At 26.4% G+C, this 13,543-nt stretch carries 22 protein-coding genes; 16 read left to right on the top strand and 6 right to left on the bottom strand.

Annotation, left to right across the window (positions count from 1 at the left end; all coding sequences use genetic code 4):
- Positions 1 to 2 precede the first annotated feature (2 nt).
- The 12 genes from AACL02_RS07040 to AACL02_RS06985 all read left to right on the top strand — a co-directional run bounded on the left by AACL02_RS07040 (position 3) and on the right by AACL02_RS06985 (position 5,898).
- Positions 3 to 962, top strand: a complete 960-nt coding sequence (locus AACL02_RS07040) for a rolling circle replication-associated protein (RefSeq protein ID WP_339040428.1) — start codon at positions 3 to 5, stop codon at positions 960 to 962.
- Positions 963 to 1,187: 225 nt separating this feature from the next.
- Positions 1,188 to 1,463, top strand: coding sequence for a hypothetical protein (locus AACL02_RS07035; RefSeq protein ID WP_339039804.1), 276 nt, complete (start codon positions 1,188 to 1,190; stop codon positions 1,461 to 1,463).
- Positions 1,464 to 1,523: 60 nt separating this feature from the next.
- Positions 1,524 to 1,727: a hypothetical protein gene (locus AACL02_RS07030; protein WP_339040426.1), complete on the top strand. Its 204-nt coding sequence runs from the start codon at positions 1,524 to 1,526 to the stop codon at positions 1,725 to 1,727.
- Positions 1,728 to 1,943: 216 nt separating this feature from the next.
- A complete protein-coding gene (locus AACL02_RS07025) occupies positions 1,944 to 2,216 on the top strand; it encodes a hypothetical protein (protein ID WP_339040424.1) in 273 nt (90 codons plus the stop codon).
- Positions 2,217 to 2,348: 132 nt separating this feature from the next.
- Entirely contained in the window at positions 2,349 to 2,807 is a 459-nt protein-coding gene (locus tag AACL02_RS07020) for a hypothetical protein (protein WP_339040422.1), read from the top strand.
- Positions 2,808 to 2,820: 13 nt separating this feature from the next.
- Positions 2,821 to 3,228: a hypothetical protein gene (locus AACL02_RS07015; RefSeq protein WP_339040420.1), complete on the top strand. Its 408-nt coding sequence runs from the start codon at positions 2,821 to 2,823 to the stop codon at positions 3,226 to 3,228.
- A 16-nt stretch (positions 3,229 to 3,244) separates the two neighbouring features.
- Positions 3,245 to 3,370 carry a hypothetical protein gene (locus tag AACL02_RS07010; protein ID WP_339040418.1) on the top strand — a complete coding sequence of 42 codons (126 nt, stop codon included), beginning with the start codon at positions 3,245 to 3,247 and terminating at the stop codon, positions 3,368 to 3,370.
- Positions 3,370 to 3,558 (top strand): hypothetical protein, encoded by a 189-nt coding sequence (locus AACL02_RS07005; RefSeq protein ID WP_339040416.1) that lies wholly within the window; start codon positions 3,370 to 3,372, stop codon positions 3,556 to 3,558. The genes AACL02_RS07010 and AACL02_RS07005 overlap by 1 nt, the downstream gene beginning before the upstream one ends.
- A gap of 1 nt (position 3,559) precedes the next feature.
- A complete protein-coding gene (locus tag AACL02_RS07000; RefSeq protein ID WP_338956925.1) occupies positions 3,560 to 3,760 on the top strand; it encodes a hypothetical protein in 201 nt (66 codons plus the stop codon).
- Positions 3,761 to 3,794: 34 nt separating this feature from the next.
- Complete coding sequence (locus AACL02_RS06995) at positions 3,795 to 4,055, top strand: hypothetical protein (RefSeq protein ID WP_338956747.1); 261 nt, start codon at positions 3,795 to 3,797, stop codon at positions 4,053 to 4,055.
- Positions 4,056 to 4,067: 12 nt separating this feature from the next.
- On the top strand, positions 4,068 to 4,436 hold the full coding sequence (locus AACL02_RS06990; RefSeq protein ID WP_338956929.1) for a hypothetical protein: 369 nt from the start codon (positions 4,068 to 4,070) through the stop codon (positions 4,434 to 4,436).
- A gap of 403 nt (positions 4,437 to 4,839) precedes the next feature.
- Positions 4,840 to 5,898, top strand: coding sequence for a hypothetical protein (locus AACL02_RS06985; RefSeq protein WP_339040414.1), 1,059 nt, complete (start codon positions 4,840 to 4,842; stop codon positions 5,896 to 5,898).
- 281 nt (positions 5,899 to 6,179) lie between these two features.
- On the opposite strand, the gene AACL02_RS06980 is transcribed toward AACL02_RS06985, so the two are convergent.
- Positions 6,180 to 6,326 (bottom strand): hypothetical protein, encoded by a 147-nt coding sequence (locus tag AACL02_RS06980; RefSeq protein ID WP_339040412.1) that lies wholly within the window; start codon positions 6,324 to 6,326, stop codon positions 6,180 to 6,182.
- Between AACL02_RS06980 and AACL02_RS06975 the strand changes: the two genes are divergently transcribed.
- The 3 genes from AACL02_RS06975 to AACL02_RS06965 all read left to right on the top strand — a co-directional run bounded on the left by AACL02_RS06975 (position 6,272) and on the right by AACL02_RS06965 (position 9,200).
- The gene (locus AACL02_RS06975) at positions 6,272 to 7,093 is read left to right on the top strand and encodes an IS1595 family transposase (RefSeq protein WP_339040341.1); all 822 of its coding nucleotides are present in this window, start codon (positions 6,272 to 6,274) and stop codon (positions 7,091 to 7,093) included. The genes AACL02_RS06980 and AACL02_RS06975 overlap by 55 nt on opposite strands.
- A gap of 465 nt (positions 7,094 to 7,558) precedes the next feature.
- Positions 7,559 to 8,251, top strand: coding sequence for an IS1595 family transposase (locus AACL02_RS06970; protein ID WP_339040707.1), 693 nt, complete (start codon positions 7,559 to 7,561; stop codon positions 8,249 to 8,251).
- Positions 8,252 to 8,927: 676 nt separating this feature from the next.
- Entirely contained in the window at positions 8,928 to 9,200 is a 273-nt protein-coding gene (locus AACL02_RS06965; RefSeq protein ID WP_281748939.1) for a hypothetical protein, read from the top strand.
- A 102-nt stretch (positions 9,201 to 9,302) separates the two neighbouring features.
- Here AACL02_RS06965 and AACL02_RS06960 read toward each other — a convergent pair whose 3' ends face one another.
- The gene (locus tag AACL02_RS06960; protein WP_339040409.1) at positions 9,303 to 10,205 is read right to left on the bottom strand and encodes an ATP-binding cassette domain-containing protein; all 903 of its coding nucleotides are present in this window, start codon (positions 10,203 to 10,205) and stop codon (positions 9,303 to 9,305) included.
- Between the two features lie 24 nt (positions 10,206 to 10,229).
- Between AACL02_RS06960 and AACL02_RS06955 the strand changes: the two genes are divergently transcribed.
- Positions 10,230 to 11,045 carry an IS1595 family transposase gene (locus AACL02_RS06955; RefSeq protein WP_339043663.1) on the top strand — a complete coding sequence of 272 codons (816 nt, stop codon included), beginning with the start codon at positions 10,230 to 10,232 and terminating at the stop codon, positions 11,043 to 11,045.
- A 53-nt stretch (positions 11,046 to 11,098) separates the two neighbouring features.
- On the opposite strand, the gene AACL02_RS06950 is transcribed toward AACL02_RS06955, so the two are convergent.
- From AACL02_RS06950 to AACL02_RS06935, 4 genes are all read right to left on the bottom strand, one after another.
- Positions 11,099 to 11,785 (bottom strand): ATP-binding cassette domain-containing protein, encoded by a 687-nt coding sequence (locus tag AACL02_RS06950; protein WP_339040407.1) that lies wholly within the window; start codon positions 11,783 to 11,785, stop codon positions 11,099 to 11,101.
- A 190-nt stretch (positions 11,786 to 11,975) separates the two neighbouring features.
- On the bottom strand, positions 11,976 to 12,797 hold the full coding sequence (locus AACL02_RS06945) for an IS1595 family transposase (protein ID WP_339040405.1): 822 nt from the start codon (positions 12,795 to 12,797) through the stop codon (positions 11,976 to 11,978).
- Positions 12,798 to 12,866: 69 nt separating this feature from the next.
- Positions 12,867 to 13,112 carry a hypothetical protein gene (locus tag AACL02_RS06940; protein ID WP_339040403.1) on the bottom strand — a complete coding sequence of 82 codons (246 nt, stop codon included), beginning with the start codon at positions 13,110 to 13,112 and terminating at the stop codon, positions 12,867 to 12,869.
- The gene (locus AACL02_RS06935) at positions 13,084 to 13,401 is read right to left on the bottom strand and encodes a hypothetical protein (RefSeq protein WP_339040401.1); all 318 of its coding nucleotides are present in this window, start codon (positions 13,399 to 13,401) and stop codon (positions 13,084 to 13,086) included. Before AACL02_RS06935 ends, AACL02_RS06940 begins: the two co-directional genes overlap by 29 nt.
- Between the last annotated feature and the right edge of the window lie 142 nt (positions 13,402 to 13,543).

Here is a 13,543-nt window from a genome sequence, read left to right as displayed (position 1 = left end):
ATATGGATATTCAACAAGATTTTTATGTTAAAAAGATTTTTTATGCTTGTTATGTTAAAAACGTTGTTTTACCTATTTCTTTTTTAAATAATATTGGAAATAAGAAAGGTAAATGTTATGTTGGTAATAAGCAAAAATTAAGAAATAGTACTGTTCGTACTAAAACTAATTTAATTCAAAAAGCATTACATAATTTTTATAATAGTAATATGTTAAGTTTTGTTACTTTAACTTATGCTGAAAATATGCAAGATGTTAAACAATCAAAAAAAGATATTCGTTTATTTTTTCTTAAATTAAAGAAATGATGAAATGACCCTAAGCGTGCTAAATATATGGGTGAATTAAAATATATGTATGTTTATGAATATCAAGACCGTGGAGCAGTTCATTTTCATATAATTTTTAATAGAAAAATACCTTATAATATGATACGCGATTGATGACCACATGCTGGTAATGCTAAGGGTATTGATTTAAGGGTTGTTCGTAAAGGTACAAATGAGTTTGTTATTAAATATTTAGGTAAATATGTTACAAAATCATTAGATGATGTTAAATCTTTAAATCAAGAGGATTTAGGTATAAAAGCATATGCTTTTAGTCGTAATTGTAAAAATCCTATTGTGGTTCGTGGTATTAAAAAAATAACAATTCAAGATATAATTAAAGCAAGTTTTAATGCAACAAATGTATTTTATTTTAAAACCCAAAAAGATAGTAATGGTGATACTGTTATGATTGGTGGTATTATTGAAAGTACTGTTGTAAATGATTATTTTAAAGAATATGAAGATTATGAACGATATGTATATTTAAGTGCTTTATCGCATAATCATTATTTACGGACTAGTGAGATTGGTTATTTAATTCATAGAGATAAAGATGTTTTGACTTGGGTTGATAAAGTTTTTGGTAATAAAGTTGAAAAAATAGATTTTAGGAAAAAAGTTTTACATTAGAAAAAAAACTAGTTTTTTCTATATTTTTACTTGTATATATATATATATATATATATAATGTTTAATGAACATTAGTAATTACTACTATTCTTACTAGTGTTCATTTTTTTTATTTTTCTTGAAATTTTATTTTTTTATGATATATTATTAATAAGTATAGGTTTATCCTACTATACTTAACTTATTAAATTAAATTTTAATGAATAGTAGAGGTTAAGTTTTTTTATGTTTAAAGTTCAATTAGTTAATATTGAAAAAGGGCGTATTATACCCGATAAAAATAATAAAGGTCAAACATTGAAGTTTGATGTTTTGAAGTTTGTAGAAATAAATAAACAAACAAGCGTGCCAACTGGTCAAACACGTGATAAATGATATAATCCAGAATTTGCTAGTGATTTTAATAATTGTTTATCTTCTGTTGATTTAAAAGTTGGTAATTTTTATTCACTTGAACTTGATTTAAGCGGTAATATTAAAAAACTTTCTAATTGAAAATAGTTATTTATTAAAAGGGTAATTTTAAGTAATTATTAATATGTTAGAAGTTAAGTTTAAATTATGGCTAAAAATGATAATTGTTCATGTGAGCAAGCATTTCATTTAGCAATTTATATATGTAAAATTTGCGACCAAGTTATTTGTCCTAAAAGAGTTTTGCAAAACTTATATACTAGAAAATATTATTGTCCAAATTGTATATTAGATATTGCTTTAAATAAATCAATGAGACAACAAGAAAGTAAGTTAAATTATGAGACATAAGTGTAGTGATTTAACTTATGAAAGAGTATTTGGTTGTGAAATGTGTTACAGAGTTGCTAATGAAATGGAACGAATAAGAAAAGAGAATAAAAGAAATAAGTAAAATTAAATAAGGGGCTTATATATGGATTATATATTTTTCATTAAGCCCCAATGGATTAGATTATAATTCATAAATAAGCTCCTTATTAGTATATAAAGTAAGGAGTTTTATTTATGCCTAATGAGTTAGAACAGATTAGTAATTATACTTTAACTAAAATTTTAAGAACTGGATTAAGTCCATTAAGTGCTATGGTTGGAGTTATTGCTTATTATGGTCAATATTTAAAAGACCCAATTTTAGGTTCTATTAATTCTTTGTTGTTTAGTAAAAAGTTGGCAATTGATATATGAAATATTAATCAGAGACCAACTACTAGAAATAAAGTTATTAATAGTTATAAAAATATATTTTTAGGTTTAGGAACAATTGGTTTAATTAATTAGGCTAAGTTTGTTCAGTATGTAGATAAGACAATTTCTTTATTAAGAGATGAACCATGTTTTTGACCACCTTGCCCTACTGAACCACCTAAGCCAACGTATCCACCATTTACAACTGTTAAACCGATAATTGATGTGCCTTTTGTAGATTGAGATACTTATATATCTTTAAATAGTTTTGGTGTAGTAAATGTTATTAGTGGTTTAACTGAATTAATACCTAATAGATTTCAAAATATAAGAAAGATAGCAAATATGGGTACTGGTGGATGTTTAATATCAAGTGGTGTAGCAATGGGTATTAATAATAATTTTAATAATTATTTTGCTATTCCTACGATTATTGCCGGAGCAAGTGAGATTATTAATACTTTATTATTGCCATTGGGAAGTACACATAATAATACTGAATTACAAGAAGTATTTACAGATGAAAGAGCAAGATTGATTAATGGCAGTGTTAATGATTATCAAAGTACAGATGACGGTATGGTTGATGTTGATTTAAATGATGATAGTATGTCAGAGATTAATTTAGATAGAGCAAGTTTAAATTGGGATTATTCTTATGCTTATACACTAGGTGGTGTTTAAAGTGAAAATATATATGTGATGAATTTTAAAATTTATGGCATTAACTGGATGTATTACATTTAGTATATTTTTAGGATTAATTCCTAGCATTATAGTTTTAGGAATTGTTGCAATTAAACCAGTATCTATCTTAATTGGTATTGTTGTGGGTTATATTGGTATTCCATGAAATAATATTAAAAATAAAATAACAAATTGAGTTTTTAAGAGAAAAGAAAATAAATTTATTAAAAAGAATGATTTAAAAGTTGAAAGAAAAAGATATGAAAAACAAAAATTAGAAAGAAAATTTCAAAATTTAAATAATCAAGTAAAAGAATTAAAACAAACATTAAAATTTCAAAGTAAATTATTAGAAATTAATAATGAAAATTTAAGAAATAATGAACAAAATAAAACTATAAGAACATTTATTTTATAAGGAGTGAATTAATTTTATGAAAAAAGATAAATGAAAAAATATGCCAAGACAAAAGTTGCATAAGAAAAAATCAAAAAGAAATTTTGACCAAAGATTAAGTGAAAATATGAGTTTTGATAGTTTTTTATGAGGTAGAAAATAATGTTTAAATGAATAGTTATGATAATTGCTGTTCTTGGTACTTCTTGGGCTTTTAAAGGTACTATTAAAAAGTTAGTTTGAAAATTTAAACATAGAAAACATAATGTAGTTGACCCAGATTGTTGATATTGTAAAGAACAAAAGCGTAAAGAAAGAGCAAGAAAAGAGTTAGAGGAGGGAGGTGATTAGTATGCCAAAAGGATTAAGTGCTTTAATAGAAATGATTGGAGGTATTGGCCAAAAATTATTAGAATCTTTTAGTTATGTTTTTAACTGAGTATTTGCGGGTGATTCTATAATGACAAATTGACCGGTATTAATTCCAATATTTATGATGGTCTTAGTATTTATTAAAGAATTTATTGGACATATTATTCGTGGATTTAGATAGAAAAAATTAAAGTTGTTTTTAGGAGGTAATAGTTATGATTAAATTATTTTTTGCAATAATTTTTGTTTTTCCTTTATTAGGTAAACTTTTACCTTCTTTAAATAATATTGTGCAAAATATTTTGCAAAGTTATATTACTGATTTTTCTGGTTTACATAATTTGTCTTTGGTTATTAAAAGTTTTATTTTTGGTGATAGTTCACAACAAATAGTTTCAATGCCAGCACCATTGTTAGCAATTATTTTAGTACTTTTTACTTTTTCATTAATTTTAAAATTATTAAAAATAATATAGGAGTAGTTTATTATGGGTGTTGCTTTTATTTCAAAAGTTTTAGAACTATTTGGACAAATTTTTATGAAATTTTGAAATTTGCCAATGGCAGATTTAGGTTTTAATTTGGGAACTTTTGTTGTTTTTATTCTTTTAATAAAGTTTGCTATGTCAGTTTTTTTAAATATTGACATTCAGCCAGTTTCTACATCAGGGACTGTAAAGCAAAGTTATAGAAATATTAAAGGTAGTTCAAAATTTGTTGGTAAAAAAATTGCTAAGGTTCATAGTAAACGTATTGATAAATTAAAAGAAAAAAATAAAAAACAAGGTAAGTTTAAAGGTGGTGCTGGTGGTAATAAATTTACTGGAACATCTAGTGGTTGAGGAGTTGGTAATTAATTATGAGTGATTTTGTGAATAGTATATTGCATTTAATTTTTATATTTTCTAGTAATGATATTGGTATATTTTTAAATCAAACTAATATTACTGATGAAGTTTATATTTTGTTTAATTTGACTTTTTGGTTGGTATTAGGTGTATTTTTTAATTTTATTTATCGTAGTATTAAATTTATTTTTAGGTCATTGTTTGGGTAGGTGTTAAGTATGAGTGTTTGAGATATTTACAATAAAATACATCAATGTATAGTTGATTATTGAACTATGTTTATAGGAAGTCCAGTTGACCAATTTACTACTATTTTATGAAATTTAGTAGTTTATGGAACGCAGTTTTTTATTGGATTTATTATATTTTATGGTTTATGATGAGTTTTAAGATGTTTGTTTGGTAAATAATTATGTGATTTAAATTTGCTAAATTGTTTTTTGTTGTAAATACTTCTGTTCAAGCACCAACTAGTTTAATTGCTTCAAATGACCCTAATGTTGTTAATTATGATATTACAAAAGAAATGGTTAAACATGTTAAGTATCATAATTTTGATGATTGAGCAACAATACCATGAAATTCTGCTTATTTTGATGTTGACCAACCGGATTTAAAATTAGTAAGTGGTGAATTTATAGGTAATAATGAAGGTTTATATACGTGTTATTATTATAGTGATACAGTTGGTGTTCCGTCACAAATGATAGATATGGGAACTGGCGTTTATACTTTTAATAGAAAACAATTAGATGAATTTTCACGTATTATGTTTAATCATAATTATGTTGCAAAGAATAATACTAATAATTTAAATTTTGTTAATACTGGTAAAAGTATTATAAATTTTCAAACACAGTTAAATTTTGAAATTGATAAACCTTTGATTTTTTATATTCAAGGTTTTATGTTTTATTTTGAATATGAATATTTTAAAAATTTTACTGCTAATTTTACTTTTAGTTTTTTAGATTATGTTGGTGATACAAAATATGTTTTTAAAGGTAAAGTGGATAATGATATTTATCAACAAGATTTATATAATTTTGTTACTATGCCTATTCGTGTTCCAAATTTAAGACATTTAACAGTATTTTTTGATGTTCATGGTGAATCAACTAGACCAACTTTTTCACCACAGTTGAATTTTGGTCAAATCAATATTTTTTCAAGTGAGAAAGTAACACCAGTACCGCCAAATAGTCCATTTAATCCTGAGTATGAAAGACCAAGTTGATATGATGTTTTTGCACATTTACGTAATGCTTTTAGATGAGTACTTTATGGAGTTGTTGGTAAAGTTTTACCAGTTGAACCATTAAGACAATTTCTTTTTACAACAGATAGTTTATTACGACATATTTTTTCAGATACGATTAGTACTGCTTTAAATGTTGATATTGTTAGTGGAATAGAAAATATTATACCTTTATGATTATTTGTTAGAGCAATTAGTTTAATTATAGGTTAGGAGTTTATTATGCCTTGATATGGTTATGTGTTATTAGTTATAGGTTTGATTATAATTATTTATCCAATTCTTATAACTATTCGTAATGTTAAAATTTTAAAACGAGTTGGTAGTTATATTATTTCAGCACCTCCAAGAACTGGCAAATCTGCCCTTGCTTGTTGTTTAGCACAAACTCATAAGAAACGAGTAGTTAGTCCTTTCCCTATTAAGTTAAAGACTGGTTATTCTTATTTGGTTAATTATAACGATGTTTTTACTTTTAATCAGTTAGCAAGTAATTATGCTTTTGAGGAACAAGATTTAATAATTTTAGATGAATTAGCATTAAAAATAAACGGACTTCTCCCCACATTTACTTGTGGAGGGAATAATGAAACTGAATGAATTCAACAATGCTTTTCAAAATGAACAGCAATGTCTTGCATATATAGCAAATTTGAAAGAAAACAAATGTATTAGGTGTTTTAGTTTTAATTTGAATACTTCTGATTTAAAAAGAATGAGATGTTTAAAATGTAATCAAACATTTAGCATTCTCACAGGCACCATATTTTCAAGGTCACAAACATCTTTAACATCTTGGTTTTATCTTATCTTTAGATGAATAAACACCAAACATGGAATTCCATCAACAGATATTGCAAAAGAATTGGGAGTGACTTTGAAAACTGCTTGAAGAATGACTCATAAAATCAGAACACGTATTGCAAAACAAAAACCTCAATTTATTGTTGAAGGTACAGTGCAAATTGATGAAATGTATCTTTCACATATGGGTTTTAAAAAACAAGGAAGATCCTTGGTGAATAAAACCTTGATTGTTGGCATTTATCAAAAAACAACCAATAATTTAATTGTGAAAGTATTGAAAAACGCAAAGAGTAAAAATCTTTTGCAGTTTGCAAAAAACCACATTTCTTCAAAATGTCTTGTATATACTGATTCTTGAAAAGGATATTGCGATTTTAAATCAGTTTTCACTAAGCATGAAACAGTTAACCATCAAGATGGCTATGTTTCAAAAATTGGTGTAAATACCAACCAAATTGAATCAGTTTGAAAACATATAAGAAGAACATTTAAAACACATATCAAAGTTGCAAAACATCATGTTCATTTATATGCTAAAGAAGCTGCATATAAATTCAACAAGATACCTAGTTTTGAAACTGTAATTCTATGTTTGATTTAAAAATGTGGGGAGAAGTCCGTAGATAGGCTTTTCTCAGCATTTATGTGATAAAATTAAAATAGTACATAAAGGGAGAAAAGCCAAAATAAATTCTAATGATTTAGGAGTACAGTTTAAAAATCAACAAGAAAGTTTAGGACAATTTTGTAAGTTAATAGGTCACATGTTTAATGGTACAATGTATTTGATTGAACAACACCCTAATAGAATACCAGTACAAGCAAGAGAAAAAGTAGAATATATAGTTCAAGTTAAAAGAATGCGTGTTTTATTATTTTTTGTTGTATTTAATATTAATTTACGGACTTCTCCCCACATGTACTTGTGGAGGGAATAATGAAACTGAATGAATTCAAAAATGCTTTTCAAACTGAACAGCAATGTCTTGCATATATAGCAAATTTGAAAGAAAACAAATGTATTAGGTGTTTTAGTTTTAATTTGAATACTTCTGATTTAAAAAGAATGAGATGTTTAAAATGTAATCAAACATTTAGCATTCTCACAGGCACCATATTTTCAAGGTCACAAACATCTTTAACATCTTGGTTTTATCTTATCTTTAGATGAATAAACACCAAACATGGAATTCCATCAACAGATATTGCAAAAGAATTGGGAGTGACTTTGAAAACTGCTTGAAGAATGACTCATAAAATCAGAACACGTATTGCAAAACAAAAACCTCAATTTATTGTTGAAGGTACAGTGCAAATTGATGAAATGTATCTTTCACATATGGGTTTTAAAAAACAAGGAAGATCCTTGGTGAATAAAACCTTGATTGTTGGCATTTATCAAAAAACAACCAATAATTTAATTGTGAAAGTATTGAAAAACGCAAAGAGTAAAAATCTTTTGCAGTTTGCAAAAAACCACATTTCTTCAAAATGTCTTGTATATACTGATTCTTGAAAAGGATATTGCGATTTTAAATCAGTTTTCACTAAGCATGAAACAGTTAACCATCAAGATGGCTATGTTTCAAAAATTGGTGTAAATACCAACCAAATTGAATCAGTTTGAAAACATATAAGAAGAACATTTAAAACACATATCAAAGTTGCAAAACATCATGTTCATTTATATGCTAAAGAAGCTGCATATAAATTCAACAAGATACCTAGTTTTGAAACTGTAATTCTATGTTTGATTTAAAAATGTGGGGAGAAGTCCGTAGATAGGCTTTTCTCAGCATTTATGTGATAAAACTAAAATAGTACATAAAGGGAGAAAAGCCTTAATTTATATACTAATATTGAGGATTATAATAAAGTAGTATTTTCACCTCGTAGAACAAAGAAAATGATTAAAAGAGGTATTATGCCTCCAAGTTATAGTGGTGAAGCAATGGCTATGACTTTATTTTTTCCTAGACACTGGTTAAAAAGATTAATTCACGTGCTTTACATTATGTGCATGAACTTAAAAGTGAATTGTCACCTAAGAAATACCTTAAAGAAGCAAGTAGTATTGATATGACTTATAGTGATATTAAATCTGCTGGTTTGGATAAATTAGATAATATATTAAAAAAGAAAGATAAACCTAAAAATAAAGATAAATAAAAATAATTATAGTCCCAGTGAACCTACTGGGACTATAATTTGGGTGAGCCACGTAGTGGCGAGGGACGTAGTCCCTATATACTTGATATTTAATAAAAAAATAATAGTTATCATAATAATAATTATTTTTAACTATAAAATATATGACTATATACTATACAATTTTAATTTTAATGCTATACTTAATTAAGTGCTTATTAATCTCATTATATCAGATATTATTATCAGATTTATCAATTAGGCGCCAGAAAGAAGAGGCATTGTTAATGGAAAACAATCAAACAATAGAAGCATTATTAGAAGAAATTAAAGTTTTAAAAGAAACAGTAATTACTATTAATGCAAGTTTAACAACACTTGTAAAAATCATAGAAGAACGTGAAAAACGTTTTGCTGAACGTGGAGCAAGAACACAAGGGGATAGAAATTCTTCTGATCGTGGAAACTTTAGACCACGTTCTGACCGTGGTGATTCTAGTTGAGGAAACAGTGGTGGATTTAGCAGACGAGACCGTGACGACCGTAATCGTAAAGGATAATTTAAACAAATAAAAAAAACTTATAACTAAATCTTAGTTATAAGTTTTTTTTATTTGTTTAAATGTATAAATTAAATATTAAAAATAACTATTTTAATTTCACTAATTTGTTAATTTTTCAAAATCTAAAACCCCATCAACTCAACTATTATTAAAATTAGTATCATGAGTTGTCAATAATACAGTGCCTTCAAATTCTTGCAATGCTTTTAATAAAGACTCTTTAGCTAAAACATCAATATGATTAGTTGGCTCATCTAAAATTAATAAGTTATAAGGTTTTAATGCCAATGCTGCTAATCTAACCTTAGTTTGTTCACCACCAGAAAGTAAGTTCATTGGTTTCATTACTAAATTACTACGCAAACCAAAACTTGCTAAAATTCTTCTAATCTCAACATCATTTAATTTAATATCTAACTCTTTTAAATAATTAAATGGAGTAGTACTAGTCATTACTTCAGTTTGATGAAAATACGCTACTTGCATTCGATCATCTAAATTAATATTTCCAGCAAGTGCTGAAATATTACCAGCTAACGTTTGCAAGAAAGTAGTTTTACCAATTCCATTATACCCTTTAACAACTCACTTACTACCAGTCTTAATAACAAAAGTAAGCGGCTTAATTAATGGTTTATGATAACCTATTTCAAGGTTTTTAGCTTGGACAGCAATTGAACTTGTTGTTTTATAATACTTAAAATAAAACTTTGGAGGAGACTGGATTTGCTGTTTTTCTAAAACATTAATTTTGGATAATTGTTTTCTTCTTGATTCAGCACTTTTAGCAGTCGAAGCACGTGCTGCATTTTTACTAATATAAGTTTCTAATTTTTCAATGAATTTCTTTTGATTTGAATATGCTGATTCATATTGACGATGATGTAAAGTTTTTTGTTCTAAAAAACTTTCAAAATTACCAACATAACGAGTAATCATATAATTATCAATATCAAAAATAATATTACATGTTGTATTAATAAAACGGACTTCTCCCCACATGTACTTGTGGAGGGAATAATGAAACTGAATGAATTCAACAATGCTTTTCAAACTGAACAGCAATGTCTTGCATATATAGCAAATTTGAAAGAAAACAAATGTATTAGGTGTTTTAATTTTAATTTGAATACTTCTGATTTAAAAAGAATGAGATGTTTAAAATGTAATCAAACATTTAGCATTCTCACAGGCACCATATTTTCAAGGTCACAAACATCTTTAACATCTTGGTTTTATCTTATCTTTAGATGAATAAACACCAAACATGGAATTCCATCAACAGATATTGCAAAAGAATTGGGAGTGACTTTGAAAACTGCTTGAAGAATGACTCATAAAATCAGAACACGTATTGCAAAACAAAAACCTCAATTTATTGTTGAAAGTACAGTGCAAATTGATGAAATGTATCTTTCACATATGGGTTTTAAAAAACAAGGAAGATCCTTGGTGAATAAAACCTTGATTGTTGGCATTTATCAAAAAACAACCAATAATTTAATTGTGAAAGTATTGAAAAACGCAAAGAGTAAAAATCTTTTGCAGTTTGCAAAAAACCACATTTCTTCAAAATGTCTTGTATATACTGATTCTTGAAAAGGATATTGCGATTTTAAATCAGTTTTCACTAAGCATGAAACAGTTAACCATCAAGATGGCTATGTTTCAAAAATTGGTGTAAATACCAACCAAATTGAATCAGTTTGAAAACATATAAGAAGAACATTTAAAACACATATCAAAGTTGCAAAACATCATGTTCATTTATATGCTAAAGAAGCTGCATATAAATTCAACAAGATACCTAGTTTTGAAACTGTAATTCTATGTTTGATTTAAAAATGTGGGGAGAAGTCCGTAGATATGATTTTCTCAGCATTTATGTGATAAAATTAAAATAGTACATAAAGGGAGAAAAGCCTAATAAAATTACGATCATGTGACACCAATAAAAATGCACTAGGGTAATTTTGTAAAAACTTAGCTAATCAATTAATTTGTTCAATATCCAAAAAATTAGTTGGTTCATCAAGTAATAAAAAATCATCTTCATTTAATAATAATTTTGCTAATAACACTTTTGCTCTTTGACCACCACTTAAACTACCTAAAGTTTGTTCTAAAAGTTGTAAATTAATACCCAATCCATCAACTAAACGACCAATTTTTTTACTAATAGTATCAAATCCTTGGTGTGTCAATTCATCTTGAATTTTCATTGCTTTCGTTAATAACTCTTCACTATAATTATTAGCCATTTCTGCATATAAGTTTTCCATTTGTTGTTCGCGTTCAAAAAGTTTTTGATAACTTTCACGCAAATATTGTAAAACTGTTAATTCTAAATTAACCTCTTGATGTTGATCCAAATACCCAATTTTAATTTTAGGATGAATATTTAAATTAATATGATCTGCAGATACTGTTCCATTAATAATATTTAATAATGTTGTTTTACCAACACCATTCATACCAATTAATGCCACATGTTCACCTTTATTAATTTGTAAAGTGGCGTTTTTATATAAAACTTTTCCACCATTAGCATGTGTTAAATTCTCAATTGTGACAATACTCATCTTATACCTCATTAATATTTTTTAATTATTTAGTAATAATAACATTAATATTAACCATAAAATAAGAGAAAAGAGAAAATAGTATTAATTTTATAGATTAAAATTTTAGGCTTTTCTCCCTTTATGTACTATTTTAATTTTATCACATAAATGCTGAGAAAAGCCTATCTACGGACTTCTCCCCACATTTTTAAATCAAACATAGAATTACAGTTTCAAAACTAGGTATCTTGTTGAATTTATATGCAGCTTCTTTAGCATATAAATGAACATGATGTTTTGCAACTTTGATATGTGTTTTAAATGTTCTTCTTATATGTTTTCAAACTGATTCAATTTGGTTGGTATTTACACCAATTTTTGAAACATAGCCATCTTGATGGTTAACTGTTTCATGCTTAGTGAAAACTGATTTAAAATCGCAATATCCTTTTCAAGAATCAGTATATACAAGACATTTTGAAGAAATGTGGTTTTTTGCAAACTGCAAAATATTTTTACTCTTTGCGTTTTTCAATACTTTCACAATTAAATTATTGGTTGTTTTTTGATAAATGCCAACAATAAAGGTTTTATTCACCAAGGATCTTCCTTGTTTTTTAAAACCCATATGTGAAAGATACATTTCATCAATTTGCACTGTACCTTCAACAATAAATTGAGGTTTTTGTTTTGCAATACGTGTTCTGATTTTATGAGTCATTCTTCAAGCAGTTTTCAAAGTCACTCCCAATTCTTTTGCAATATCTGTTGATGGAATTCCATGTTTGGTGTTTATTCATCTAAAGATAAGATAAAACCAAGATGTTAAAGATGTTTGTGACCTTGAAAATATGGTGCCTGTGAGAATGCTAAATGTTTGATTACATTTTAAACATCTCATTCTTTTTAAATCAGAAGTATTCAAATTAAAATTAAAACACCTAATACATTTGTTTTCTTTCAAATTTGCTATATATGCAAGACATTGCTGTTCAGTTTGAAAAGCATTGTTGAATTCATTCAGTTTCATTATTCCCTCCACAAGTACATGTGGGGAGAAGTCCGAAATTTTATTATTTTCGACAAAATTGTTAACTTATTAAGTATATTGAAATAAACATTTTACTTTATTTCAAGTATTAGTTGAAATTGGAATATTATTAATACTCTTTGCATCAAATTTTTCTTGAGTTTGATGAGACAATTTTCTATTTTTAATTATATTAATATTTTGTTCAAAACTTGGTCTAATTTCATCAAAAGGTATGTTTTTTTGAGAACTTAAATAGTTTTTTAAAACTCTAGAATTGATATTATTAAAATCTATTTCTTTTAAGTCTTCCATTTCTAGTTTTTTTGCTTTTTTTTGATTCTACTAGATTTCACATTTTTTTTAATAAAGGTTTAATTGCACATTCTTTTAGTAACTGAACACCTAATACTGCTACAATTGCTAAAACTATACATCAACCTATAGGCAGAGCAGTAAATGTTGCTATTCCCAAAGCTGCAGGAGTTCATCAACAAAGCGCCATTACAAGGGGAATTTTAAGAGCAAGAACAGAAATAATTCCTGAAACAACACCAAAAAGATAATTTTCAAGGGCAAAAATAAAAAATTTTCCAAAACTCACCTACCTAATTTACCTAAAATATTTTTACTTTCTTTAATCTTTTCATCATTATTAATGATACCATTAATATTTTCTTTATTTTTAAAATCCAAAATAGATTTTTTTCTAATAACTACTTGATTATCATTTTCATTTTTTATGA

Origin of the sequence: Spiroplasma endosymbiont of Apeira syringaria (assembly GCF_964020205.1) — a bacterium.
Classification (GTDB): Bacteria; Bacillota_I; Bacilli_A; order Mycoplasmatales; family VBWQ01; genus Spiroplasma_E; species Spiroplasma_E ixodetis_A.
The sequence above is the reverse complement of the archived record's forward strand: the minus strand, read 5'-3'. Positions and strand labels throughout refer to the sequence as shown.